Here is a 24,042-nt window from a genome sequence, read left to right as displayed (position 1 = left end):
GTTCACGCAATCCGACCGCCCTTTTCGGCGTTGCAGCAACAACAATCTTTCGCCTAGACGTCTGCCGTTCGGGCCAAAGGTCCGATGACTTACATGTTTAAGAAGGCGCCCTGTGGGGGCCATCAACAAGGGGATTGGAATGTCCAACCGTTTTAATAAGGCCGCGCTGCTGGCGGGAACTGTCATGGCTGGTGCCATGATGACCGCGCCCGTTCATGCGCAGGTCGTCGACGATAACGATCTGACCGATCAGGAAGTCGCTCTCCAAGCTGCTCCCGATGAGCGGATCGAAGATAACTTCATCGTCGTGACCGGTTCGCGCATTCAGCGCAGCACCACGGCAACCGCCGCGCCGATCGCTGTTGTAAACGACGAAGAGTTCAAGCTCTCCGGTACGGTCAACGTCGAGAACGTGATCAACACCCTTCCGCAGGTCGTGCCCGGCACCACCGCATTCTCGAACAACCCCGGCAACGGTACGGCTACGCTGAACCTGCGCGGCCTCGGCACGAACCGTAACCTCGTCCTGGTCAATGGCCGCCGCTGGATGTTCTTCGATACCACGCAGGTCGTCGACCTGAACACCATCCCGTCTTTCCTCATCGACTCGGTCGACGTTGTGACTGGCGGTGCCTCCGCAGTTTACGGCTCCGACGCTATTGCCGGCGTGACCAACTTCCGTCTTCGCAACATCGAAGGTGTCGAGCTTGGCGGCCAGTACAGCCTGACCGAAGAAGGCGACGGCGCACGGTATGAAGTGCATGGTGCGATCGGTACGTCCTTCGATGACGGCCGCGGTAGCGCCACCGTATTCGCCGAGTACTACAGCCGTGATCCGATCTTCCAGGGTCAGCGCGGATTCTCGAACTTCGCCCTCGGCGGCGAAACCAGCGGCGCTCCGCTGCAGCAGTTCGGTTCTTCCACCCTGCCTTCCGGCGTGATCCGCTACTTCGGTGACGGTGACACGACAGGCACTGAGTTCGACGCAAACGGTGCAGTCGTATTCGACGTCCCTGGCGATTTCCGCCAGCGTCGCGGCGATCTCTACAACTACGCTCCGGCTAACTACCTGCTGATCCCGCAGGAACGTTACCTGATGGGCGGCTATGCCGACTACGAGTTCTCCGACGGTCACGAATTCTACACGGAAGTCACCTTCGTGAACAACCGCGTAGCGACCGAACTGGCGGCAACGCCGGTGACCGGCGACTTCATCGTCGATCTGGCAACTGTCCGTCCGTTCCTGAGCGCTGCCGATTTCGCGCAGTTGCAGCAGCTGGAAGCAACGGAATCGACCGGCGCTGGTGACGGTCAGGTCGAATTGTTCCTTCAACGCCGTACGGTTGAAACCGGTTCGCGCAACAGCCTGGACGAGCGTAACGCGTTCCGTGTTCTCGGCGGTGCTCGCGGAGCGATCAACGACTACCTGAACTATGATGCCTATTACATGTATGCCCGCACTCGCAATGCGAACGTACAGGAAGGCAACATCTCGCGTTCGGCTTTCCAGGCGGGGCTAGACGGAACCCCAGGTGCCACGCCGATCAATATTTTCGGTCCGGGTACGCTGACGCAGCCCCAGCTCGACGCTATTTCCATCCTGGCGCAGAATGGCGACATTTCCACTTTGGAAGTTGCCAACGCGGCAATCTCCGGCACGGCGGGCGATTTCGGCATCGGTACGGCTGAAGCCATCGGTTTCGCCGTCGGCGTAGAATATCGCCGGGTGGCCTCGCAGTTCATTCCCGACACCGCTCTTTCGTCGGGCGATGTCATCGGCTTCAACGCCGGCGATGCTACCGAAGGTAGCTACGATGTGCGTGAAGTGTTCGGCGAAATTAACGTTCCGATCGAATTCGGTTCGGCCCGTATCGATATCACGGGTGCGGCTCGATATTCCGACTACTCGCTGGAAGCCGTGGGTGATGCGTTCACCTATGCCGGCGGTATCGAATTTGCTCCGATCCCCGATGTCACCTTCCGTGCGCAATATCAGCGTGCGATCCGTGCGCCTAACATCGGCGAATTGTTTGCAGGTCAGGCAATCGGCTTCCCGGCTGCGACCGACCCGTGCGCAAGTGCAGCCTTCATCGCCGCCAACCCCGGTGCGCGTGAGCTTTGCATTGCTACCGGCGTTCCCGCAGGCAGTGTCGGCGATTCGTCGATCCAGCTGAACACGCAAATTCCTGCGCTGTTCGGCGGTAACCCCGACCTTCAGGAAGAAACGTCTGATAGCTTCACCGCCGGTGTTGTCCTGCAGCCACGCTTCATCCCGGGCCTTATTGTCACGGCCGACTACTTCGACATTGAAGTGGAAGACGCGATCTCGCCCATCGGTCTCGGTACGGCGTTCGATCTCTGCTTTGCTCAGATCCAGGATATCAATGATCCGATCTGCCAGGCCTTCGTCGGCATTCGTAACGGCATCGGCGCGATTACGACGGCTAATCCGCCGCTCGTATCCACCGCCAACATTGCCACACTCGGTACGTCGGGTGTCGATCTCGAGGTGAGCTACACCACTGCAGTGCCGTTCTCGTTGCTGACCGACACGGGTGAGCAGGACCTAAATCTGTCGTTCCTCGGCACATGGACCGAATCCTCGTTCTTCGAACCGATCGCTGGCCAAGGTGATGTTATCGAATGTGCAGGCCGGTTCGGTACGGTAAACTGCGGTAATCCGACACCGGAATACAAGTGGACCAGCCGTGCTTCCTTCATCGACGGTCCGCTGACAACTTCTGTCCGTTGGCGCCACCTTTCGTCCGTTCAAGACGACAATGATGATGTTGATTTCGCAGAATTCAATGGTTCGGAAGAAATCGACAGCTATGACCTCATCGACCTGAGCTTCGCTTTCGACGTAACGGAACAGTTCAGCATCGCAATGGGTGTCAACAACCTGTTCGACACGCTGCCTGACACGCCGATCTTCAATGCGGCCGGCGAAGTGATTAACGACACGAACAGCCTGCTGCTTGGTGACAACCAGGAACAGGCAAACACCTACGCCGGTGTTTACGACGTTCTCGGTCGCGATTTCTTCGTCTCTGCGGCATTCAAGTTCTAAGAACTTCGCAGAAACAAGCATGAGAATGGGGCGGCGAACCTTCGGGTTCGCCGCCCTTTTTCATGGATGTTGAAATGCGCCAGTACCTGTCGCTTCAGATGTGGCGAATGGTCCGGAAGTCCGCGAAGGGACTCGAAGATGACCGGTCGTTCAGCGGCTTCACTGCCGATTGGACCAGACCGGCTTGAGCGAGCAGCGCAGCAAAAGCCTCGGGCCGTTCAAGATTTGCAGCAGCCTCTTCCAGAGACTGAAGTCGAGAGATCTCGCTGCGGGCTTTCGCCGTAATCTCATCGAGAAGTGCCACGATCTGCATTGATGCCTGGTTCCCGTTGATCAGCGACCGCCGAACGGCTTCCGCAATCTCCCAGGCGGCCGATCCGTGGCCGAAACGACGCGCCCCTTCTGCAGGCGCGGCAGCAAGGTTAGGTGGCACGATCGAATTTGCGCCAGTCCGGCGCAGCGAGAGGCTGCCTTTGGCCTGCTCGACCAGCTTCGCCTCGTCCAGAGCCCAGCTTATCTGGTGCCTGCGCGCGCGATTGTGAGCGACAATCGGACTATCCGGGCGATGGGTCAGCAAGGCTGCGACCCCGCCTGGCTTGAGCGCCCTGGCGATCTCCTGCGCAGCCTGCTCCATATCGGCATATTCGAATCCAAATTGGCTCACGATCGCATCGAACCAGCAATCGCTGAAGGGTAGAGATTCGATGGCAATTCCGGCCCGAACTTTCGATCCGCGCGGCGGCTCTGGCAAAACCATGGCCTGGTCGACGCCGACCAGTCTGGCGTCCGGCCGTACTGCGGCAATCCAGCGCATCACCCTGCCGTCACCGGTAGCCAGATCGAGGATGCGCGATTTGCGCGGCAGGTTCTTCGCAAAACCTTGCCACTCACGTTTCTGCACGTCTTCTATGCCGCTGGCTCCGCCGGGCAGGCAGCCACCGCCTCGCCGCTGGCGGCGATCCCTGGTCCAGAAATCATCCCAACCCCTGCTCGGATCAGGCCCAGTGGAGTTCCCGGTCATGTCCCGCGCTTTCCACTATCCGGCACTATGTCGAAAGCGACTGTCAAGCGCTGCCCCGCCGTGAAAGCCGTGGTTCCGTGGTAGAGCGTGCTGGGAAACAAGGCCATATACCCGGCACGCGGCTGCAGGACCTTCAGGGGCTGTAGGTCGAGGTGGAGGTCCCTGGGTGGCCGCCCAAGTTCGAGCCACCCCTCTCCGGTAATCGCGGGCTCAGGCAACATCATGTACAAAGCCGACGAGACCACGCCCTGCGGATGAATGTGGCCTGCATGATGGTCGCCGCCGCCTGAGAGCCGCACGGACCATGAACCGGCAAGATGCCAGGCTTCGTCGCGATGTCGCAGGAGCGGGTGGCCCGTATCGGTTGCGGGAAGGCTTCGGCGGTATCGATCAACCGCTTTTTCGATGCTTCGCCGCAGAGCCAGAAGCTCGGCCTCCGCCCTGTCGAACAGCAGGCCGCGCGTCTGCGTTCCCCCGCGCAGCGACTGGCCGAGAGGCAGCGCGGATTTGTCGTGCAACTCGTCAAGCAGGGCGATAGCCGGCGGGAGAGTTTCCTGCCAGTCATCCAACTCGATCATGCGGACAACCTCCGGCTGACCGTGAAGCCATTCGCTCCGCGCATCATCGGTCACCCGCCAGACAATGTCGCGCAGTGCCCAAGCCGCAATGTCTTCCGGCTGCTCGGCAAGAACTCGTTCGAGCAGTTGTTCCGCGCGTGCAAATTCACCAAGGCGGATGCGGTGGCGGGCCTCCTGTAGATACCTTTCGCCACTCTCCGTCTCCAGATCGGAGAAAATCCGCTCTGCTCGTTCATTATCCCCAGCCGCCCCCGCGTGGGTCGCCTCCAGCAAAGCAAAGCGGGAGGCATCGCCAGCAAAGCGGTGCTTTGCCCGTGCCGCGACCTCGGCTGCTTGTTCGAAAAGATCCATGCTGGCCAGAACGGCAGTGTGGTCGATCGCAATTGCGGAAAGGGCGGGGCGGGCGGCCTGCGCCGCATCGAAGTGGCTGGCGAAGTCGGCTTCACCTGCGGCCAGCCTGAACTGCGCCAGTGCGCGCAGGGCTTCCAGCCATTGCGGCGCCTGCTGCACAAGCGCTTCGGCAATCTGCCGGGCGCCCGCCGTGTCCCCGGCAACGTCGAGGGCCTGCGCCCGGCCAAGCCAGAGATCCGCTTCACCCCTGTTCACGGCAAGTGCGCGCTCGAAACGCTGAGGCGCATCCTCTTCGCCGCGTTCGAGCGCAACCCTGGCCCGGCCATGCAATGCTCGCGCGTGGGCATCGTCCAGCGCCAGTGCCTTGTCATACCAGATGGCCGCTTCATTCAGCGAAGCTGAACTTCGCGCCGCAGCCGCGCGGGCCGAACAATACCGCACATCGTTCTCGCCTTCAGCCTGATGACGGCGAAGAAGCGCCAATGCTGCCTCGTTCTTGTCCTGCCTCGACATCGAGATGGCGTGGTTCAGCAGGAATTCGAGCCTCTCAGGTGCGAGGTCGCGGGCTTGACCGAAGTGCTGCTCAGCCCCTGCATAATCCTTCAACTGCATGAGGAGATTGCCGCCGCTGTTCCACAGCTCTGCACTTCGCGGGTGGAGGGCAAGCCCCTTCTGGAGAAGTGAGCGGGCTTCCGCCTCTCTGCCGTCGCGCGCCGCGGCCACCGCGCGATTGCGCCAGTCGAGCGGGGAGGGCTTATTCATCTGTCGCGCAGCCATCCCGTGATCGCAAAGCGGCCGACCGGCGCAAAGGGCGGGACATAGGATACGGCATGAGGCCGGGGCACCGCAAACAGGTTCAGCGCGTTGAAGCGGGGGCGATAGCCATGCACGATATCGCCCTCCTCATCGTAGAAGTTCAGATAGCCGCCCCAATCGGGATGCCAGTCGTCAGGAGCCAGGTTCAGGACATAAGCGACGCGCCAGCCTTCGGCGACGTGACTGTCGATATGACGCGAAAGGAAATGCTGCGGCGCATAGAGCGTAGCCTGCGCATCGGCCTTCACCAGTTCGGCAATGCCGGTCACGTCCCGTACGAGGCCCAGAAACTCGGGAGCGTTCAGATGTTCCAGCAGAATACCGTGCGGGGTGGTCGCTCCTCCGGCGTGTTGCACATCCTCTACCAGCGAATATTGCGCATAGAGGAAGGCGTAATCGCCCTTTCCAGCCGCGCGATACGCATCCTGCGCCAAGTCACGCATGCGCTGCTTGCCGGATTGTGTGGTGATCTCTCTCCCCGAAATGCGCCGTGGGCCTTCATCGGCCTCTCCGTCCTGCCCTTGCGCCGCGACACCGAAGCGCGTTTCGCTCGCCAGAAGGCGCCGGATTTCACAAGCGGCTTCCGTGGTCAGCACATCGCGTATCTGCACTCTGCCGCTGGCGGCAAATTCAGCGGCGTGAGAAGCGCGGTCGAGGCCGGGATTGATGGCGAAGAGTGTCTTGGTCATGGCGATATCACCGTTCTATTCGCCTGCCTTGTCCCTTGGCAAGGAGCTACGATCCGAAAGAGGAGCGGGCGCCGATTTGCCAACCAGTAGCAAGCTGCAACCTGCTTGACCGGCTGCGGGACGCTGGCTACCCCTTGCGCCAAAATAGCGTCGAGAGGATGACCGAACATGACTACAGCCTATATCGTCGATGCGGTTCGCACGGCCGGGGGGCGCCGGGGCGGGCGCCTTGCAGGGGTGCATCCCGTCGATCTCGCCGCGCAATCGCTCAACGCCATCGTCGAGCGTAGCGGCATTGACCCTGCGACGGTCGAGGACGTGATCATGGGCTGCGTCAGTCAGGCTGGCGAACAGTCGATGCAGGTCGGGCGTAACGCCGTTCTCGCCTCGCGCCTACCCGAAAGCACGCCCGCCGTCACTATCGACCGGCAATGCGGGTCGAGCCAGCAGGCTATCCAGTTCGCGGCGCAGGCAGTCATGAGCGGAACGCAGGACGTCGTCATCGCCAGCGGCATCGAAAGCATGAGCCGCGTACCGATGGGCTCGACCGCGACGCTGCACATGAAAGAGGGCATGGGTCATTACAAGTCGCCCGGTCTGGAGCAGAAATACCCCGGCATCATGTGGTCGCAGTTCAAGGGCGCGGAGATGATCGCGGAGAAGTATGGCTTCTCCAAGGACGATCTCGACCGCTTCGCCCTGCACAGCCACGAAAAGGCGATTGCCGCCACCCGCAACGGCGCCTTCGATGCGGAGATCGTGCCTGTCGAGATCGAGACTCCCGATGGGACCGAGATGCACAAGGTCGACGAAGGCATACGCTTCGACGCGACGCTGGAAAGCATCGCAGCCGTGAAGAAGCTGTCGGAAGAAGGCCGCCTGACTGCCGCGAGCAGCAGCCAGATCTGCGACGGTTCCAGCGCTGCGCTGATCGTTTCGGAAAGGGTGCTGAAGGAGCAGGGTCTGACGCCCATGGCCCGCATCCACAACATCACCGTCACCGCAGGCGACCCGGTTATCATGCTGGAAGAACCTTTGTTCGCGACCGACCGCGCTCTCGAGCGCGCTGGCATGACCATCGGCGACATCGATCTGTACGAGGTCAACGAAGCTTTCGCACCGGTTCCGCTCGCCTGGCTGAAGCATGTCGGGGCCGATCCCGAACGCCTCAACGTGAATGGCGGCGCGATTGCGCTGGGCCATCCGCTGGGCGCATCGGGCACGAAGCTGATGGCGACTTTGCTGCATGCGCTGAAGGCGAACGGAAAGAAATACGGGCTGCAGACAATGTGCGAAGGCGGCGGCGTCGCCAATGTCACCATCGTCGAAAGCCTGTAAGCCGAACAAGACAAACATCCAAACGAAAGAGGATAAGCCATGAAGATCGACAGCAATGTTTCCGCCATCGTGACCGGCGGCGCATCGGGCCTGGGTGCCGCCACGGCAAGGGCGCTGGCCGCACAAGGTGCAAAGGTCGCCATCTTCGACCTGCAGGAAGAAAAAGGACAAGCGCTGGCCAAGGAAATCGGCGGAATTTTCTGCGAAGTGAACGTAACCGACGAAGCCAGCGTCGATGCCGGCTTCGCCAAAGCGCGCGAGGCGCATGGGCAGGAGCGGGTGCTGGTTAATTGCGCCGGCACAGGCAACGCGATCAAGACCGCGCGCCGCAACAAGGAAGACGGCTCCATCAGTCACTTCCCGCTCGATGCATTCAATTTCATCATCCAGATCAATCTCGTCGGCACTTTCCGCTGCATTGCAAAATCGGCAGCCGGGATGATGACGCTGGACCCCATGGAAGACGGCGAGCGCGGCGCTATCGTCAACACCGCCTCCGTTGCGGCGGAAGACGGCCAGATCGGCCAGGCTGCCTATTCCGCGTCGAAGGGCGGCGTCGTCGGCATGACCTTGCCAATCGCGCGCGACCTGATGAGCGAGGGCATTCGGGTGAACACAATTCTGCCCGGCATCTTCAACACGCCGCTGATGAATGCTGCACCGCCGCAGGTGAAGGATGCACTCGCGCAGTCGGTGCCGTTCCCCAAGCGGCTCGGCAATGCGGAGGAATATGCCCACCTCGCCATGACGATGATCGAGAACGGCTACTTCAACGGCGAGGATGTCCGCCTCGACGGCGCCATCCGCATGGCTCCGCGCTGATCCGAAAAGCAGTGACCCGGGGGTAGAGGCGATGGGCTTTTCGCAGATACGTTACGAACGGCAGGGTAAACTGGCGATCCTGACACTGGATCGTCCCGAGAAGCTCAACGCCTATACCGGGCACATGATGAGCGAGATTACGGCGGCGCTGGACGAAAGCGACGCTGACGATGCGGTGAGGGCGGTAATCTTCACCGGGGCAGGGGAGCGGGCCTTCTGCGCCGGGGCCGATCTGTCGCCTGCGGACGGGGATGCACCTTTTGCCAGCAAGGACGAAGTTTCGGACCTGTCCGACCAGCGGGTGCGCGACGGTGGGGGCAAGCTGACCCTCCGCCTTTTCCGGTCCAAGAAGCCACTGATTGCCGCGTGTAACGGCGTGGCGGTGGGGGTGGGCGCCACCATGCAATTGCCGATGGACTTCCGCCTCGCTTCGGAAAACGCCCGCTATGGCTTTGTCTTCGCCAAACGCGGCATCGTGCCCGAAGCGGCGTCGAGCTGGTTTCTGCCGCGGCTGGTGGGCATCAGCCGGGCGCTGGAATGGTGCATGACGGGCCGTATTTTCGGCGCGCAGGAAGCGCTGGAGCACGGATTGGTCCGCTCGATCCATGCACCGGGTCAACTGATGGATGCGGCGATGGAGCTGGGGAGCGAGATTGCCGACAACACCTCCGCCGTATCCGTGGCGATGACCCGCGCGATGTTGTGGCGTCTGAGTGCCGAAGAGCATCCGATGATGGCACACCGTGTCGACAGCCGCGCCATCTATCGCCTATCGCGCAGCGGAGACGCCCAGGAAGGCGTTGCCAGCTTCCTCGAAAAGCGCGAAGCGGACTTCACGGACCGCGTGTCCGCAGACATGCCCGACTTCTATCCCTGGTGGAACGAACCCGAATATGAGTAATGCCTGGCACATTGGCGTAATTGGCGGATCGGGTCTGTACGATGCCGATCTGCTGGAAGATGCGCAGCAGATTACTGTCCAGTCGCCTTTCGGCGAACCTTCGGGGCCGGTGACGACAGGCTTTCTGGGCGATGTGCGGTTCACTTTCATCTCGCGCCATGGCACCGGCCACAGGCTGACGCCCGATGCCGTGAACTATCGTGCCAATATCGACGTCCTGAAGCGGTGCGGCGTCACTGACATTCTCGCCATATCCGCCGTAGGTTCCCTGCGCGAGGCGATGGCACCCGGCCATTTCGTGGCGGTGGATCAATTCATCGACCGAACGGCGGGCCGTGAACGCAGCTTCTTCGGACCGGGCTGCGTCGCTCACGTCGGCCTTGCTGATCCGGTCTGCGCCAGGTTTGCTGCGCTGGCAGGCGACGCTGCCGAAGCGGCTGTAGCCGATCTTCACCGCGGCGGAACCTATGTAGCGATCGAGGGGCCGCAATTCTCGACGCGCGCGGAAAGCCGCATGTTCCGCGGCTGGGGCGGCGACGTCATCGGCATGACCGGCATGCCGGAGGCGCGGCTCGCCCGCGAGGCGGAACTGCCATACGCCATGCTCGGCATGGTGACGGACAATGACAGCTGGCGTGACGAGGAAGCGGGCGTTGAAGCCACCGACATCCTCGCAGTGCTTGGCGCCAATGCCGACAAGGGGAGGGCCACCCTGCGCGCCTTGGCCGATCTGCTACCGGCGGATCGAACGCCGAGTCCGGTCGATACGGCGCTGGAACACGCCATCATCACCGCACCCGATCAGCGTGATGCGAAGCTGATCGCGCGTCTCGACGCGGTTGCAGGCCGGGTGTTATTCTGACGGCTGCTCAGGCGCGGGCTTGCAATCTAACAGGTTTCGATAGAAACCATATTCATGCAAACGCCCGAGAAGACGAGTAAAGTTCCGCGCCACGGCCTCGCGGAATTCCTGCCCTATCAGCTCTCCATCGCCGCAAACGCCGTCAGCGACCGGATTGCGGAAGCCTATCAGAGTCGGTTCGGGCTGAAGGTCACCGAATGGCGGGTCATGGCCGTGCTCGGCGATGCCGGCAAGCTGACGCAGCGGGAACTGACGGCGTTGATCCGCATGGACAAGGTGGCGATCAATCGCGCCTGCAAGCAGCTTGAGAGCCGCGCCCTGCTGACCCGCGCGCCCAATCTGCGCGACGGGCGTTCGCATCATCTGGTGCTTACGGATGAGGGCAGGGCGATGCATTCACGCATCATGCCGCTTGCCCGTTCGATCGAGCGCCGCCTGTTTGAACCTTTCGACGAGGCGGAACAGACGGCGCTTCGCAATCTGCTGGAAAGAATGCGTGAACAGGCGGAAAAGATCGGTCCCGGTGCCGATTACGACGCCGGGGCCTGAGTTTCGCCGGTTCTGGTCTGTGCGTCTAACTGCCAGGCTTTTCGGCAAAGGCATCGCTGATTGAACAGGCCGCCGGGCCCAAAATAACAATGAACAACACCGGCAGGATGAACAGGATCAGCGGCACCGTCATGATGGCGGGAAGCCGCGCGGCCTTTTCTTCCGCCCGCATCATGCGTTCATTGCGGAATTCGGCCGAGAGCACCCGCAGGGCCGATGCCAGCGGCGTGCCGTATTTCTCGGTCTGCACCATAGTGGTCACGACGCCTTTCACCGACTCCAGATCGACACGATAGGCCAGATTGTTGAAGGCCTGCTTGCGTTCGGTCAGGAACGACAGTTCGATTGCGGTCAGGGCGAATTCGTCACCGAGTTCGGGATAGGCCCGCCCCAGTTCCTTGGCCACGCGGTTGAACGCTGCATCGACCGTCAGGCCGGCTTCCGCGCAGATCACCAGAAGGTCGAGCGCGTCGGGAAGTCCTTTCCGGATTTCCACGGTGCGTTTGCCAGCCTTGTTCTTGAGGAACAGTTCCGGACCCTTGTAGCCGACCAGGACCATGACGGCGAAGGCGGCAAACCGCTTGAAGCTGCTCCAGTCGGCGAACATGTCCGAGACATAGAAAAGCAGCAGGCCGACGATCCCCAATACGATCGGCGCAATCAGCCTCGCACCGATCACCATGACGGCCAGTTCCTTGTTGCGGTAGCCTGCATGCGCCAGCTTCTGCTGGATGATATCGATCTGGCTCTGCTGCAGGACCTTCATGCCCGAAAGCGTGCCTTTGACGCGTTCGGTCTTGTCGTTCTTGCGGACAAGGCTGGTGCGCTTGCGGCTGTTGCTGTTGACGATGCCCGCCTTCAGTTCCTCGCGCCGCGAGGTCAGCGCCTTGACGCGCTTGGCCATCGGATCCCTGACGGTGACGGCCGCATAGATCGCCAGCAGCACCGCCATGGCGGCGACCCCGGCCAGAATGCTTCCGACCATGATGACATCGACGCCAAGAAGGGTCGGACCGTCTGAACTGTTGAACATTGCCTTGATCCTGTCTTCAGATTTCGAAGCTGACCATCTTGGCCATGATGAACGCGCCGATGGACATCCACACGACGCCGCCCAGACCGGCCACGATCAGGCGGTCCTCTTCGAAGAAGCCGCCGACGTAAGAAGGATTGATCCACCAGATCATGACGAACACGATGAAGGGCAGCGCGCCGACGATATAGGCGGAAGCCTTGGATTCCGAACTCATCGCCTTGATCTTCAGCTTCATCTGCGCGCGTTTGCGCAGGACATCGGCAAGGTTCGAAAGGGTTTCGGCCAGATTGCCGCCCGTTTCACGCTGGATAGCCAAAGTTATGCAGAAGAAATTGAATTCCGCGATGCCAAGCCTGTCGGCCGTTTCCTGGAGTGATTCCTCCATGGTGCGGCCGATCTTGATGCGTTCGGTTATGCCCTTGAATTCCTGACCCACGGGGCCGGGCAGTTCCTGTGCCACGACGCCCAGGGTCTCGGTAACCGGCAGACCGGAGCGCAGGCCGCGAACCAGCAGTTCGATGGCATCGGGAAACTTGCTGTTGAAGGCATTGGTGCGCTTCTTGATGAAGAAGTTGACGACCATGTGCGGCAGCCCGAGCCCCACGACCATGCCGACGCCCAGCGACAGGGCAGGGGAGCCGGAGCGCAGGAAGAGAACGACCGTGGCGGCCAATGCGAGACCCAGCGATGCATAGAGGTAGTTCTGCACCGTCCAGTCCTTACCGGTGCGGTCCAGCCGCATGGCCAGCGCCTCGGCCTTGCTGGCCGACCCGGCGATGCGGTGCATCTTGGGCTTGCGTGCCGCGATTGCCTTCTTGAGCTGCGATTCGACCTTCGTGTCCGTGCTTTCGGAATGGCGATAGCGAACGGCTTGCAGCCTGCGCTGGCTTTCCTTGACTGCAGAAGGGCCGGCCAGCAGCACATAACCGATGGTCAGGAATGCCATCAGTCCGCCGCTTACCAGCAGGAGCTGTATGATGCTCATGCTCTCGTTCCGCCTTTCATCGTCGCTACGATCCGCCACCAGCGCATCGCTGGCATCGGGAGTGATGCGGGCGGCGGCAAACAGGACCCGCCGCCCGCAAACCGGGAATTTACCCCGCAACCTTTTCGGCTGCGGGCTTCTTGTCCTTCTTCGCCAGCAGCGACTTCAGATCGAAGCTGGAAAGCAGGCTTTTCTTTTCGGGTTCGTCCAGGCCCGCATCCTCGTCACTGGCACCGATGATACGGTCAGCCACCTGGCGGATGACACCTCCGGCCTTGCTGCTCCGATTGGCATCGACGAAGGTCTGGCCAAGCTTCGCCGCATTGGTCGCGGCCTTCACATCGTAGGGGATCTGGAAGTCGATCTTGCGTTCGATGCTGGCTTCGAAATCGGACTTGCTGATTTCGGCTACACCCGACTGCACCTTGTTTGCGATGATCAGCGGATGTGCATGAGATGCGTTGGTCTTCAGCCACGACAGGATACGGATCGTGTCGCGGGCGGATGCCAGTGTCATTTCCGTCATCAGCGCCACCACGTTCACATCGCCGAGCAGATGCGGGAAGTTGATCAGCATGTTTCGCGGCAGATCGATGACCGTCATCTCGAACGCCTGGCGGAACTCTTCCTCCAGCTGCACGAATGCGGAGCCGTCGGTCATCAGCGGGGCGTTGATCGGGGCTTCTGCCGAAAGGATGGCGAGATTGTCGTTCGCCCTGATCATCGCACGTTCGATGAACAATCCGTCGATACGGCTGGGATTGTCGATTGCGTCAGTCAACCCGCGGCCGGGTTCGAGATCGAGCGCCAGCGCTCCGGTGCCGAAATGCACGTCGAGATCGAGCAGGGCGGTCGGCAGCTTCTTGTCTGCGCTGAACGTCCATGCCAGCGAAGTCGCCAGCATGGATGCACCGACGCCGCCGCGCGTGCCCACAACAGCCGTGGAGATGTGCCGCTTGACCGCATCGGGATCGTTGGCTTTGGGCGAGTTGAAGACCGCCTGCGCGCCGTTCAGCGCATCGCGCAACTGCCCGGCCGACAGCGGCTTGAGCAGATAGTCGTGTATGCCGCTGGCGAGAAGGTCGCGGTAAAGGCGCACGTCGTTCACCTGGCCGACCGCGATCACGACCGTGCCGGGCTCGCAAACTTCCGCCAGGGCGTTAATGTCGTTCAGCGGATCGCCGCTTTCCGACAGATCGACCATCAGGATGTTCGGGCTTGCGCTGACCGACAGGGACTGGACAGCGTTGCGCAGCCCGCCCTTGTTGCACTTCTCGGGCTGCCAGCCCATCTCGATAATGACCGGGCGCAGGGCGTCGAGCGCGTTCTCGTCGCAGATATAGGCGGCGAAAGGATCGCGATTGCCGGGCAGTCCGGCTTTCCACGGAGCATTCATGTTCAATTTCCTCCTGAACCGCCGCCAGCGCCGCTGGCACTGCTGGACTTGTTGAGCCCGCCTTCACCCGTGGGAGCCTGGTCGCGGTAACTGGTGATCGCCTTGCTCGAGGTAAGGACCACCGTTTCGCCGGTGCCGGTCTGGCCTGCGATCAGATCTTCCGGATTGGCGATCATGCTGGCCAGATTGCTGTTGGTCGCACAGCCGTAACCCGGGTGAGTGCCGTTGGTGTAATTGGCCTCGCCCTTGACTTCCCAGTCAGGGCAACCCGGCACCGATGCGGTGGTGCGGGTGATGATCACGCGAGTCTCTCCCGGATCGACGTAACCGGCCGTGACCGGCGCGCCTTCGCTGATCAGGATGCCGCGCCGACCGGCCAGTTCGGCAATTGCATTACGTGTCGCCTGGCTGCGCATCGGATCGTCGATCGAGATCCTGTCACCATAGCGAAGGTCCATGGCTTCGAACCAGTCGGCCAGGCGCTTCTGTTCGGGAACGGGCACGCCACCGGGCCCGGTGTTCACATCCAGCGTGTAGTTGGTGCGTTCCACCACCGGCTGCTTCACCGAATAGAGGCTGCGATTGTCAGGCATTCCGCCACAGGCGGCTAGGCCGAAGGTTGCGGAAAGGGCGAGGGCCGCCAGCGCGATGCGCCGCACGGAACCGGTGCCTGACTTGGTGTCGGATTGGGTCATCGTCATTCACCTCTACTCAATTGAAGCTGAAGCCCGGGGCAGGCGCGGCAGCGGCCTCGGCCGTGCGATTGCCCTTGCGCTTGCGTTCGGCACGGCGGTTGGTCTTGTCGGTCCCGTTCTGCGCCGGGACAATGGCGGCAGCATCGACGGTGGAAACCGCCGGTCCTGCGGGAACTTCGGATTCCCGCGCTGTCGGCATCGGACGGCTCGCGCCGCTTATGCCGTCATTTTCCATGAAGCCCAGCAGGCGCTGCGCTTCGTTAGCGGCGCGGAAACCGTCGGTCGGCAAGGCGATCTCGTTCGCATTGACCGGGTTCACCAGATAAGGCGTGACCACGATCACTAGTTCGGTCTCTCCCTTGCGGAAATTGGTGGAGCGGAACAGATTACCCAGGATCGGCACATCGCCGAGGCCCGGGGCCTTCTCGATCGTGTTCTGGCTGTTGTTGCTCATCAGGCCTGCAATCATGAAGCTCTGGCCGGAGCCGAGTTCCACTGTTGTTTCAGCCCGCCGGATGGTCAGGGCCGGAACCTGGAAACCGTTCAGAGTGACGGCTCCCTGACTCGACAGTTCGGACACTTCGGGGGCCACACGGATCGAGATGCGTCCATTGGCGAGAACCGTGGGCGTATAGGCGAGGCTGACGCCGTATTTTCGATATTCGATCGCCGTGGTGCCGAGGCCCTGGCTGATGGGAATGGGAAATTCACCGCCGGCGAGGAAATCTGCCGTTTCGCCGGAAAGCGCCGTCAGGTTCGGCTGCGAAAGAGTGGTGACCAGGCCGACGCGTTCGGCAAGGTCGAAGGCGGCAGCCACGTCGAGCCCGAACAATTGTCCAGCCAGGTTGATCGCTGTCTGACCGGGCGTGTTGCGCTTGAAATCATACGCCGTTCCGCCGGTGACGAACCTGCCGGTCTGCGGATTGAAAGGCAGTTCCAGGCTGCCGGGGGGCAAGCCATAGACGTTCGATGCATCGACAAGCGGGAAATCCGACACGTCGATGTCGCCGATCGAGCCGAAATCCCGGCCACGGCCCACGCCGAACATGAAGCCGCCCGTATTGTCGCGGGTCTGCAGATTGGCACCGATTTCCCGAACGAGCGACCGGCTGACTTCGGCGAAGCGAACCTGCAGATTGACCTGCAACGGCGTCGCCATTTTCAGCCGGGTGATCACATTCGCGCCGTCACCCAGGAATGCCTGCACCAGCCGTTCGGCTTCGGCCGCATCCTCGGGCGCTGCGACGGTTCCGGTCAGGAGCACGGTATTGGTGCCCATCGTCGCAACGGAGATCTTGGCTTCCGGCATGGCCAGGCCAAGCATCTGATCGACGCTGTCGATGTTCGATCCCACGCGGATGTTGGCGGCCCAGATGACATCGCCGGCGTCATTGCTGGCATAGATCGTCGTTTCGCCGCCGTTCTTGCCGAAGACATAGAGCTGGTTGCGCGATTTTACCTGCACATCGGCAATGTCTTCATTCGCGACGAAGACGTCGGCCATGGTGCCCGAGACCGTCACCAGTTCGCCGCGGCCGATGGACAGGACGATGTCCTGCGAAGGGCGAACGACGGACTGGGCCTGGGCGACCGGTGCGGTCAGCGCGGCGAGCGGAGCGAAGGCGATCCCGGCCATGATAGCTTGCGGCAACAATTTGGCGGTTAGGCGGCGTTTCATCATCGTGCCCCTGTTGGTGGCGGCTGGCCTGTCGGCCCATGCCTTCATGCGGCGGATTTTCTGCGGGTTGCGGGTCATGTCAGTTGGTCCCCACCGGTACTTCAGTGGTGTTCTTGCCCCGGGTGACCCGGACCGTTGGCCCCGTTTGCACCGGTGCGGAGCTGGCGCCGCCTTGCGGTGCCGGGGTCGATACGCCCATGGAAGGAGCGGCGATTGTCATCGGCTCGGGCCGGGAGCTGGTCATCGCGGGCATGGACCGGCGCTGGAAGCGCGATACGTCGCCTCCGGTCACGAAGGTCGCGGCCTTGTCGCTGGGACGGGTCATGGCCGAGCGCAGCAGACGTTCCTCTTCTTCTGGCGTGGCATCGTCGGGAATGTTCACCACTCCCTCGGCAATCGCCCGTTCCAGCTCGCTCTGGCTGTCCGCGATGGAGCGGAGCGAGAGGCTGAGCGTGCCGATGGTCTGTGCCACGGCCACCTTCTCGGCGATCTTGGGTGTCACTTCGAGCGTGACGGTGCGGAAGGCGCGAACGACCGTCTTGCCCTCGACGGTTTCCTGCGTGGTGGACTGGTCGGTCGCGAGAACCCGAAGATTGCTGAGGATCGTTTCCGAAGTCTTGAGATCGGTGCCCTCGGCGCCCTTCACGGTCTGCGTCAACACCAGGTCCACTCGGTCGCCCGGGAAGACGAAGCCGCCGACGCCGGTCTTGGCGGAGACGGGAACGGTGACGGCGCGCATGCCCGGACCGAGAGCCGCAGCAAGGAAACCGCGGTCGCCGGGTGCCACGAGAGAGCCTTGGGTCACCGGCTCACCAGCGGTGATGGGATGGCGCACGACCGTTCCGAGCAGCTTGGCGATGTCAGCTTCACCGTCGATGAAATAGGCGTCCTGCACCAGGCCTTCGGGCCATTGCTGGAAACCGATGGCATCGGCGGTGACGATCGTGCCGACGGGCAGGCCGCGCTGGGCGACCAGGACCTTGGGCCCGACGGGAACTGCAACCGCTGCTTCCGCCTGCGGGGCGCTGGCCCCTGCAAAAATGCTCCGCGCTGCAACAGCTGTACCGATCGCAATGATCAGCGCCCCCAGCAGCAATACCAGCTTCTTCCTGTCCATGGCTTATCAAGCCCCCTATTTCAGACCGGCAACTGTGCCGGCCAACATGGTTTTCATTATTATCGTCAGAATGGTTAAGATCGGGTTCACCCCAATCCGGCGCTCGCCAGTGCCGTGGGATGCTGCGCGTCAGTCGGCATGGCCGCGGGCAGATAATGGGTGCCCAATACCCAGATTCCGGCGGCGGCTATGGCGACGCCGTAGGGAATCTGAAGGCGGTCCTTCTGCCGCCGGGCAACGTGCCACGCGCCGGCGACCAGCGTCAGGACGCCGCCAACCAGCGCCATCATGATCAGCAGCTTCAGGAACCACGAGGGTTCGATCCACAGGGCCAGCGCGGTCAGCAGCTTTACGTCGCCGCCGCCCATCATCCGCATCGCGAACAGGGCAGCCAGAACCGCAAAGGCAGCAGCGGCAATACCGATCTGCATGGCGACGCCGGGCCACAGGGAAAGGCCGCTCGCCCACCAGTAGAGGGGGGCGGCAAGCGCGATCCCGGCGTTCAGCCTGTTGTCGATCTGCCGCCAGCGAATGTCGGTGAAGGCAGTAACCAGCAGCGCAATTGCCAAGCCTGCGAGCAGGCCGTAGTGAAAATATCCGCTAAGCATGTGACCCCCCAAGGTCCCCTTGATGAGGGCATTGCTACAGGCCAGTGCTTACCAAATAGTAACCAAGGGCAGGAGGGCGCCATTAGCCAAACGGATCATATCGACGCCGACCCTGCGGGTTCGATACAGCAAGCGCAGCCGATAGACCGTCGCGCCATTCCCGCCCATGCGGTTGAGAAGCGCTGGATTGCCGCCGATGGGCACAGCATCCGCCGGATCGACTGGTTGTCTCGTCCATCGGAGCAAAGCTCCTCGCGCGGGTCGATCCTGTTCCTGCCCGGCCGCGGCGATCATTACGAAAAATACCTGGAATCGCTTGAGGAATGGCATCGCGCAGGGTGGAATGCGACCGCGATGGATTGGCGCGGGCAGGCGGGATCGGGTCGGCTGGGGATCGATCCGGTGACCGGCCACGTCGAGGACTTCGCCGTGTGGATCGATGATCTGGCTCATTTCTGGGGTGAGTGGAAGGACAACAACCCTGCGCCTCATGTGCTGATCGGCCATTCCATGGGCGGGCATCTCGCCCTGCGCGCAGTGGCAGAGCGAAAAATTGTGCCTCACGCGCTGGTCATGTCCGCGCCGATGTTGGGCTTCACCGACAGCGCAGCGCCGAATGGGCTGATGCACCTTGCCGCGCGGACAATGGCGCGCCTCGGCCATCCGGCGCGGCCTGCATGGAAATGGAGCGAGAAGCCGGGCGAAATGCCAGCCAGCCGCGAAAGACTGCTGACCCATGATGCCGACCGCTACGCTGACGAAGCGTGGTGGCGCAAAGCCAGGCCCGAGCTTGTCATGGGGCCGGGCAGCTGGCGCTGGGTCGAGCGGGCCTACCGCTCAATGCGTGATCTTACCGCTCCCGGTTTGCTCGAGACGATCAGCATACCGATGCTGATCGTCGCCACCGACAATGACCGGCTGGTCGGCTGGAAGGCCATCCAGGCAGCCGCGCGCCGACTGCCGCAGAGCGAATTGGTTCGCTTCGGCGCGGAGGCCCGGCACGAGATATTGCGCGAGGTCGACGAGGTGCGAAACCGTGCGATGTCGCACATCGATGCTTTTCTCGCCCGCGTGGCACCCGCGCAATCGGGGCGGGCCGATGAGGAAGCGGCTTGAGCGACAGGTATGATTTCGCGATTGTCGGCGCAGGAATGGCAGGCGCAAGCCTCGCCGCCGAACTGGCACCCCACGCCAGCGTCGTGGTGCTGGAGGCGGAGGACCGGGCGGGCTATCATGCGACGGGCCGTTCCGCTGCGTTCTGGGAAGAATGCTACGGCGGCCCGCAGATCCTGCCGCTCACTGCCGCATCGGGAGCCTATCTTCGCGACGGCGGCTTTCTCCAGGTACGCGGCGCATTATACATCGGCCGTGATGCGGACGCAGCGCTGCTGGACGGTTTCATCGAGCGCTTCGCCGCCACGGAGGCCACGCTGGAACGGCTCGACCAGTCTGCCCTTCGCCGGATGATTCCGGGGCTCAGGGCCGAATGGACAAGGGGCATCTTCCAGCCCGCCTGCGCCGACATCGATGTCGCGGGGCTGCACGAACATTATCTGAAGCGTGCGCGCCGTGCAGGCGCAGTTTTCCACCGTTCGCAGCGCGTCACTCGCATCGAAGAACAGGCACAGGGCTGGCGACTGGCTGCCGCTGGCGGAATGAAGCTTCAGGTCAGCACCGTCGTGAATGCGGCTGGGGCGTGGGCCGACGAGATTGCGGCGCTTGCAGGGATCGGCCCGCTTGGGATTTCGCCCTTGCGGCGAACCGTCGCACAATTGCGCATCCTGCCCGAACCGCCTGCACAAATGCCACTGGTTCTGGATATTGCAGGCCGTTTCTATTTCAAGCCGGAGCACGGACGGCTCTGGCTCAGCCCGCATGACGAAACGCCGAGCGCGCCGGTCGATGCTGCTCCCGAGGAATGGGATGTGGCTCTCGCGATCGATCGTTTGCAATCCGTGGCCGATTGGCAGGTGGAAGCGGTTGAACGCAAGTGGGCCGGTCTGCGCAGCTTCGCGCCCGACCGGCTGCCGGTCTATGGCCGCGACCCCCGCTCCCCGAACTTCGCCTGGTTTGCGGGGCAGGGCGGCTTCGGCATCCAGACGGCGCCTGCTGCCGCCAAATTGATGGCGCGCCACTTGTTGCACGGCCGGGTCGATGAAGTGCAGATGAGCGGCGGTGCAGTAGATCTATCGCAGTTGCAGGCGGAAACCTACGCACCCGACAGGCTTATCTGAGCGCAGCAACCGAATCGGCCGCATCGCTGGCCAGCCGGTCGACCCTGTCGTTCTCCGGATGACCGGAATGGCCCTTCACCCAGCGCCATTCGACCTCGTGAGCAGCGGCGGCGGCGATCAGTTCGTGCCACAAATCGGCATTGCGCACCGGCTTCTTGCTGGCGTTGATCCAGCCGCGCTTCTGCCAGCCTGCGACCCACTTAGTCATGCCGTCCAGCACATATTTGCTGTCCGAATAAAGCGTCACCCGGCACGGTTCGATCAGGGCCTGCAGACCGCGTATCGCCGCGGTGAGCTCCATGCGGTTGTTGGTCGTCGCCGCGTCGGCGCCCGACAATTCCTTCTCATGCGCGCCCAGCCGCAACAACGCGCCCCAGCCGCCGGGACCGGGATTGCCCTTGCACGCGCCATCGGTGAAAATCTCGACTTGTTTCATGCGGTCAATGTGCCCGTTGAAATTTCCGGCGAAAAGAGCTTCGCGCTTTTCTGACCGTAGAACTGCAATCGCCGCGCGAAGTCCATCGGGTCCTTGCGTTTCACCATGGCCCCTTCTTCGGCATGCAGCCAGTCATAGGCGCGAGTCGCGATGAAGCGCATGCAGGCACCTTGGGCGAGAACCGGCAGGGCAGCGCGCTCCTCGTCCGAGAACGGGCGGATGCTTTCATAGCCTTCGCGCAAGGCATTCGACACTTCGGAATTAAAGCATCGCCCGTCCGACGTGAAGCACCACGCTGCGTGAGTCACCGCGAAATCATAAGCAACCATGTCGTTGCAGGCGAAATAGAAATCGATCATCCCGGCCACGCGGTTGCCGCGCATCAGCACATTGTCGCAGAACAGGTCGGCATGGATGATGGACCGGGGAAGGTCCTTCGGCCATTTCGCCCGCAGCTCCGGTAGTTTCATGCGAACGAGACCGGTCAGCGCAGGATCGATCTTGCGCAGATTGTCCTTTCCGCAACTGTCGAACAAGGCACGCCAATCTGCGGGCCTCAGATCATTCGTCCGGGTTTCGCCGTAATCGCGGCTGGCGATATGCAGCCGTGCCAGTTCCACCCCGACTGCCCGGGCCTGCTCGGGGGTCGGCCTGTCGACCGACACACCGGGGAGATATTCGATGAGTGCGATTGCCTTGCCGTCGATCATCCGCGACGCAGCACCGTCATTATCGTGGATCGTCCGCGGAACTGGCAGGCCCTTGGCGGACAGATGATCGAGCAGGCCGAGGAAGAACGGCAGATCCTTCAGCTCAATCCGTTTTTCGTACATCGTCAGGATAAACCGGCTGCCTGCGGTGTCCAGATCCGAACCGGCGCTGCCGTCCTTCCGCGCGCCCGGCCCGGTAGTCTCGATCAGCCAGTTGCTGTTGGACACGCCCTCGGCAATGCCCTTTGCGGAAACGAGTTCGCCGACATCGTAATGCGCGATGATGTCGGCGAGGTCTTCCGCGCCGAGGTGAGTATAAACGGCCATTTTGCGCGCTCCAGGCCGGTCAGTCCATCAGCTGGCGAGGCAGCTTGAAGACCATTTTTTCCTCGGCAGTGACGAGCGTGTGTTCCTCGACATCGCGCCATTCGGCCAGCCGGTCGACCACTTCACGGACCAGGGTTTCAGGGGCAGAGGCTCCGGCCGTCAGACCGATCGTGCCGACGCCGTGCAGCCACGCCGGATCGATATCGTCGGCGCGCTGGATCAGCCGGGCATTGGTGCCGCAGCGCTGCGCGACCTCGACGAGGCGGACGGAGTTGGAAGAATTGGTCGCGCCGATTACCAGCACCAGATCGCTGCCGGGGGCGATCGCCTTGACCGCCGCTTGTCGGTTCGACGTGGCGTAGCAGATGTCCTCCGCCTTCGGTCCGACGATATGCGGGTATTTGAATCTGAGAGCGTCGACGATCGCGGCCGTATCGTCCACCGAAAGCGTCGTCTGGGTCAGGAATGACAATTTGGTTTCTGACGAAAAGTCCAGAGCAGCGACATCCTCGACCGTCTCGACCAGCGTCATTTCGCCTCGCGCCACCTGGCCCATGGTGCCGATCACCTCGGGGTGACCCGCATGCCCGATAAAGATGATGTGGCGGCCTGCTTCGATCTGCCGTTCGGCCTGGCGGTGCACCTTGCTGACCAGTGGGCAGGTGGCGTCCAGATAGTCCAGACCGCGCCGGTCGGCTTCGGCGGGAACGGATTTCGGCACGCCATGCGCGCTGAACACGACAGGCGCGCCGTCGGGCACTTCCTCAAGTTCCTCGACGAAAATGGCGCCTTTTTCCCGCAGGCTGTCCACCACGAACTTGTTATGCACGATCTCGTGACGGACATAGACCGGCGCACCATAGCGGGCGAGGGCGCGCTCCACGATCTCGATCGCCCGGTCCACACCGGCACAGAAACCGCGGGGTGCGGCGATGAGCAGGGTGAGGGCAGGTTTGCCTTCCACGGGATTACCTCCGATAGGAGCGCCTCGCCGGGCCGGGGGCGTGTTCTGCAAGGGAGCGTTCATGCATCCCCCCCTAGCCCTTTCGCCCAAGCACCGCTAGGGCTGCGCGCCATATGATATCGAGGATTTCGCCGCAGATGACACCGAAGACCGCATCTTTCCGCCTGTTGAGTGTTCTTGCCGCCGGTGCCGCCCTTGCCGGATGTGCGAAGGATGGCGACCTCGTTCTGGGCGAAGGCGTCGGCATTTCGGCGGTGCGCAGCGCCTGCCCGGCGGTCGGCGTTCCGGATTACACCGGCAATATCACGACCTTCCGCAGCCCGGATTCGCGCACAGTCAACGACCTCGATGTAACCGCTGCCATCACCAACGTTCGCAGCACGTGCAATGATACGGGCGACAGGATCTATTCCGAAGCCAGCTTCGACGTGCGGGCGCGCAGGGCCGACACTCGCGGCGCGCGCAGCGTGGAACTGCCCTATTTCGCCACCGTGCTACGCGGCGGCAGCCAGGTCGTGTCGAAGCGGGTCGGAACGGTCCGTATCGACTTCGCTGACGGGCAGGAACGCGCGCAGGCAAGTGCCACTGCCGGTGCCTTCATAGATCGCGCTGCGGCGACCCTGCCGGACAATATCCGCACCCAGATTACCCGCCGCCGCAAGCCTGGTGATGCCGATGCCGCGCTCGATCCCCTGGCCGACCCCGCCGTACGGGCCGCGCTGCAACGGGCGAGCTTCGAACTGCTGGTCGGCTTCCAGCTGAGCGAGGAGCAGCTGGCCTATAACGCGACTCGCTGACCGGATTGCACGGCAGCCCATTTCGTCGGGGCTTTGCGAAACAATGCGCTTGGGCTAGGCGC

Annotated in this window: 22 protein-coding genes; 9 read left to right on the top strand and 13 right to left on the bottom strand. The window is 62.4% G+C overall.

What is annotated here, in order from left to right; genetic code table 11:
* The first annotated feature begins 139 nt into the window (after positions 1–139).
* Positions 140–3,070, top strand: a complete 2,931-nt coding sequence (locus G7A66_RS03920) for a TonB-dependent receptor domain-containing protein (protein ID WP_174294401.1) — start codon at positions 140–142, stop codon at positions 3,068–3,070.
* A gap of 94 nt (positions 3,071–3,164) precedes the next feature.
* Here G7A66_RS03920 and G7A66_RS03915 read toward each other — a convergent pair whose 3' ends face one another.
* From G7A66_RS03915 to G7A66_RS03905, 3 genes are read right to left on the bottom strand one after another with little or no spacing between them, the layout of a single operon-like run.
* Positions 3,165–4,091, bottom strand: a complete 927-nt coding sequence (locus G7A66_RS03915; RefSeq protein ID WP_174294400.1) for a methyltransferase domain-containing protein — start codon at positions 4,089–4,091, stop codon at positions 3,165–3,167.
* On the bottom strand, positions 4,088–5,782 hold the full coding sequence (locus G7A66_RS03910; RefSeq protein WP_174294399.1) for a putative 2OG-Fe(II) oxygenase: 1,695 nt from the start codon (positions 5,780–5,782) through the stop codon (positions 4,088–4,090). The genes G7A66_RS03915 and G7A66_RS03910 overlap by 4 nt, the downstream gene beginning before the upstream one ends.
* Positions 5,779–6,525, bottom strand: a complete 747-nt coding sequence (locus G7A66_RS03905; RefSeq protein WP_174294398.1) for a 2OG-Fe(II) oxygenase — start codon at positions 6,523–6,525, stop codon at positions 5,779–5,781. The genes G7A66_RS03910 and G7A66_RS03905 overlap by 4 nt, the downstream gene beginning before the upstream one ends.
* Positions 6,526–6,693: 168 nt before the next feature.
* On the opposite strand from G7A66_RS03905, the gene G7A66_RS03900 reads away from it, so the two are divergent.
* The 5 genes from G7A66_RS03900 to G7A66_RS03880 are packed head-to-tail and all read left to right on the top strand — an operon-like array spanning position 6,694 to position 10,997.
* The gene (locus tag G7A66_RS03900; RefSeq protein WP_174294397.1) at positions 6,694–7,863 is read left to right on the top strand and encodes an acetyl-CoA C-acetyltransferase; all 1,170 of its coding nucleotides are present in this window, start codon (positions 6,694–6,696) and stop codon (positions 7,861–7,863) included.
* Between the two features lie 39 nt (positions 7,864–7,902).
* Complete coding sequence (locus tag G7A66_RS03895) at positions 7,903–8,685, top strand: SDR family NAD(P)-dependent oxidoreductase (protein WP_174294396.1); 783 nt, start codon at positions 7,903–7,905, stop codon at positions 8,683–8,685.
* A gap of 31 nt (positions 8,686–8,716) precedes the next feature.
* Complete coding sequence (locus G7A66_RS03890; RefSeq protein ID WP_174294395.1) at positions 8,717–9,586, top strand: crotonase/enoyl-CoA hydratase family protein; 870 nt, start codon at positions 8,717–8,719, stop codon at positions 9,584–9,586.
* Entirely contained in the window at positions 9,579–10,448 is an 870-nt protein-coding gene (locus G7A66_RS03885; protein ID WP_174294394.1) for a phosphorylase family protein, read from the top strand. The genes G7A66_RS03890 and G7A66_RS03885 overlap by 8 nt, the downstream gene beginning before the upstream one ends.
* A gap of 54 nt (positions 10,449–10,502) precedes the next feature.
* A complete protein-coding gene (locus G7A66_RS03880; protein ID WP_174294393.1) occupies positions 10,503–10,997 on the top strand; it encodes a MarR family winged helix-turn-helix transcriptional regulator in 495 nt (164 codons plus the stop codon).
* A gap of 25 nt (positions 10,998–11,022) precedes the next feature.
* Here the strand turns inward: G7A66_RS03880 and G7A66_RS03875 are convergent, their stop codons facing one another.
* The 7 genes from G7A66_RS03875 to G7A66_RS03845 all read right to left on the bottom strand — a co-directional run bounded on the left by G7A66_RS03875 (position 11,023) and on the right by G7A66_RS03845 (position 18,512).
* Positions 11,023–12,030, bottom strand: coding sequence for a type II secretion system F family protein (locus G7A66_RS03875; protein ID WP_174294392.1), 1,008 nt, complete (start codon positions 12,028–12,030; stop codon positions 11,023–11,025).
* A 16-nt stretch (positions 12,031–12,046) separates the two neighbouring features.
* Entirely contained in the window at positions 12,047–13,018 is a 972-nt protein-coding gene (locus G7A66_RS03870; RefSeq protein ID WP_174294479.1) for a type II secretion system F family protein, read from the bottom strand.
* Positions 13,019–13,127: 109 nt separating this feature from the next.
* Positions 13,128–14,414 (bottom strand): pilus assembly protein CpaE, encoded by a 1,287-nt coding sequence (locus G7A66_RS03865; protein WP_174294391.1) that lies wholly within the window; start codon positions 14,412–14,414, stop codon positions 13,128–13,130.
* A gap of 2 nt (positions 14,415–14,416) precedes the next feature.
* Positions 14,417–15,115, bottom strand: coding sequence for a CpaD family pilus assembly protein (locus G7A66_RS03860; protein ID WP_332310483.1), 699 nt, complete (start codon positions 15,113–15,115; stop codon positions 14,417–14,419).
* Positions 15,116–15,125: 10 nt separating this feature from the next.
* A complete protein-coding gene (locus tag G7A66_RS03855; protein WP_174294478.1) occupies positions 15,126–16,787 on the bottom strand; it encodes a type II and III secretion system protein family protein in 1,662 nt (553 codons plus the stop codon).
* 79 nt (positions 16,788–16,866) lie between these two features.
* Positions 16,867–17,904 (bottom strand): Flp pilus assembly protein CpaB, encoded by a 1,038-nt coding sequence (cpaB, locus tag G7A66_RS03850; protein ID WP_174294389.1) that lies wholly within the window; start codon positions 17,902–17,904, stop codon positions 16,867–16,869.
* Between the two features lie 86 nt (positions 17,905–17,990).
* Complete coding sequence (locus G7A66_RS03845; RefSeq protein WP_174294388.1) at positions 17,991–18,512, bottom strand: A24 family peptidase; 522 nt, start codon at positions 18,510–18,512, stop codon at positions 17,991–17,993.
* Between G7A66_RS03845 and G7A66_RS03840 the strand changes: the two genes are divergently transcribed.
* Together G7A66_RS03840 and G7A66_RS03835 are read left to right on the top strand one after the other, a co-directional pair.
* Entirely contained in the window at positions 18,513–19,628 is a 1,116-nt protein-coding gene (locus G7A66_RS03840; RefSeq protein WP_332310482.1) for an alpha/beta hydrolase, read from the top strand.
* Between the two features lie 35 nt (positions 19,629–19,663).
* Positions 19,664–20,746 (top strand): NAD(P)/FAD-dependent oxidoreductase, encoded by a 1,083-nt coding sequence (locus tag G7A66_RS03835; RefSeq protein ID WP_408609237.1) that lies wholly within the window; start codon positions 19,664–19,666, stop codon positions 20,744–20,746.
* Here the strand turns inward: G7A66_RS03835 and rnhA are convergent.
* Genes rnhA through ispH form a run of 3 tightly spaced genes read right to left on the bottom strand, consistent with a single transcriptional unit; the run spans position 20,739 to position 23,246 of the window.
* Positions 20,739–21,182 carry a ribonuclease HI gene (gene rnhA, locus G7A66_RS03830; protein ID WP_174294386.1) on the bottom strand — a complete coding sequence of 148 codons (444 nt, stop codon included), beginning with the start codon at positions 21,180–21,182 and terminating at the stop codon, positions 20,739–20,741. The two genes, G7A66_RS03835 and rnhA, sit on opposite strands and share 8 nt — an antisense overlap.
* Positions 21,179–22,219 carry a homoserine kinase gene (gene thrB, locus G7A66_RS03825; RefSeq protein ID WP_174294385.1) on the bottom strand — a complete coding sequence of 347 codons (1,041 nt, stop codon included), beginning with the start codon at positions 22,217–22,219 and terminating at the stop codon, positions 21,179–21,181. Before thrB ends, rnhA begins: the two co-directional genes overlap by 4 nt.
* 19 nt (positions 22,220–22,238) lie before the next feature.
* Complete coding sequence (ispH, locus tag G7A66_RS03820; RefSeq protein ID WP_174294384.1) at positions 22,239–23,246, bottom strand: 4-hydroxy-3-methylbut-2-enyl diphosphate reductase; 1,008 nt, start codon at positions 23,244–23,246, stop codon at positions 22,239–22,241.
* A gap of 74 nt (positions 23,247–23,320) precedes the next feature.
* Here ispH and G7A66_RS03815 point away from each other — a divergent pair, with 74 nt between their 5' ends.
* The gene (locus G7A66_RS03815) at positions 23,321–23,980 is read left to right on the top strand and encodes a hypothetical protein (protein WP_174294383.1); all 660 of its coding nucleotides are present in this window, start codon (positions 23,321–23,323) and stop codon (positions 23,978–23,980) included.
* Positions 23,981–24,042: the final 62 nt, after the last annotated feature.

Origin of the sequence: Alteripontixanthobacter muriae (genome assembly GCF_013336795.1) — a bacterium.
GTDB lineage: Bacteria > Pseudomonadota > Alphaproteobacteria > Sphingomonadales > Sphingomonadaceae > Pseudopontixanthobacter > Pseudopontixanthobacter muriae.
Note: the sequence above shows the minus strand (reverse complement) of the source record. Positions and strands in the feature narration are given on the sequence as shown.

Excerpts from the sequence above, each read along its gene's own strand:
- G7A66_RS03890 (WP_174294395.1), top strand. The coding sequence starts at position 8,717 with ATGGGCTTTTCGCAGATACGTTACGAACGGCAGGGTAAACTGGCGATC.
- G7A66_RS03860 (WP_332310483.1), bottom strand. The coding sequence starts at position 15,115 with ATGACGATGACCCAATCCGACACCAAGTCAGGCACCGGTTCCGTGCGG.
- G7A66_RS03895 (WP_174294396.1), top strand. The coding sequence starts at position 7,903 with ATGAAGATCGACAGCAATGTTTCCGCCATCGTGACCGGCGGCGCATCG.
- G7A66_RS03875 (WP_174294392.1), bottom strand. The coding sequence starts at position 12,030 with ATGTTCAACAGTTCAGACGGTCCGACCCTTCTTGGCGTCGATGTCATC.
- G7A66_RS03900 (WP_174294397.1), top strand. The coding sequence starts at position 6,694 with ATGACTACAGCCTATATCGTCGATGCGGTTCGCACGGCCGGGGGGCGC.
- G7A66_RS03885 (WP_174294394.1), top strand. The coding sequence starts at position 9,579 with ATGAGTAATGCCTGGCACATTGGCGTAATTGGCGGATCGGGTCTGTAC.
- G7A66_RS03910 (WP_174294399.1), bottom strand. The coding sequence starts at position 5,782 with ATGAATAAGCCCTCCCCGCTCGACTGGCGCAATCGCGCGGTGGCCGCG.
- G7A66_RS03845 (WP_174294388.1), bottom strand. The coding sequence starts at position 18,512 with ATGCTTAGCGGATATTTTCACTACGGCCTGCTCGCAGGCTTGGCAATT.
- G7A66_RS03865 (WP_174294391.1), bottom strand. The coding sequence starts at position 14,414 with ATGAATGCTCCGTGGAAAGCCGGACTGCCCGGCAATCGCGATCCTTTC.
- cpaB (WP_174294389.1), bottom strand. The coding sequence starts at position 17,904 with ATGGACAGGAAGAAGCTGGTATTGCTGCTGGGGGCGCTGATCATTGCG.
- ispH (WP_174294384.1), bottom strand. The coding sequence starts at position 23,246 with ATGAACGCTCCCTTGCAGAACACGCCCCCGGCCCGGCGAGGCGCTCCT.
- G7A66_RS03855 (WP_174294478.1), bottom strand. The coding sequence starts at position 16,787 with ATGAAACGCCGCCTAACCGCCAAATTGTTGCCGCAAGCTATCATGGCC.
- G7A66_RS03880 (WP_174294393.1), top strand. The coding sequence starts at position 10,503 with ATGCAAACGCCCGAGAAGACGAGTAAAGTTCCGCGCCACGGCCTCGCG.
- G7A66_RS03870 (WP_174294479.1), bottom strand. The coding sequence starts at position 13,018 with ATGAGCATCATACAGCTCCTGCTGGTAAGCGGCGGACTGATGGCATTC.
- G7A66_RS03920 (WP_174294401.1), top strand. The coding sequence starts at position 140 with ATGTCCAACCGTTTTAATAAGGCCGCGCTGCTGGCGGGAACTGTCATG.
- G7A66_RS03835 (WP_408609237.1), top strand. The coding sequence starts at position 19,664 with ATGGCAGGCGCAAGCCTCGCCGCCGAACTGGCACCCCACGCCAGCGTC.
- rnhA (WP_174294386.1), bottom strand. The coding sequence starts at position 21,182 with ATGAAACAAGTCGAGATTTTCACCGATGGCGCGTGCAAGGGCAATCCC.
- G7A66_RS03815 (WP_174294383.1), top strand. The coding sequence starts at position 23,321 with ATGACACCGAAGACCGCATCTTTCCGCCTGTTGAGTGTTCTTGCCGCC.
- G7A66_RS03905 (WP_174294398.1), bottom strand. The coding sequence starts at position 6,525 with ATGACCAAGACACTCTTCGCCATCAATCCCGGCCTCGACCGCGCTTCT.
- G7A66_RS03915 (WP_174294400.1), bottom strand. The coding sequence starts at position 4,091 with ATGACCGGGAACTCCACTGGGCCTGATCCGAGCAGGGGTTGGGATGAT.
- thrB (WP_174294385.1), bottom strand. The coding sequence starts at position 22,219 with ATGGCCGTTTATACTCACCTCGGCGCGGAAGACCTCGCCGACATCATC.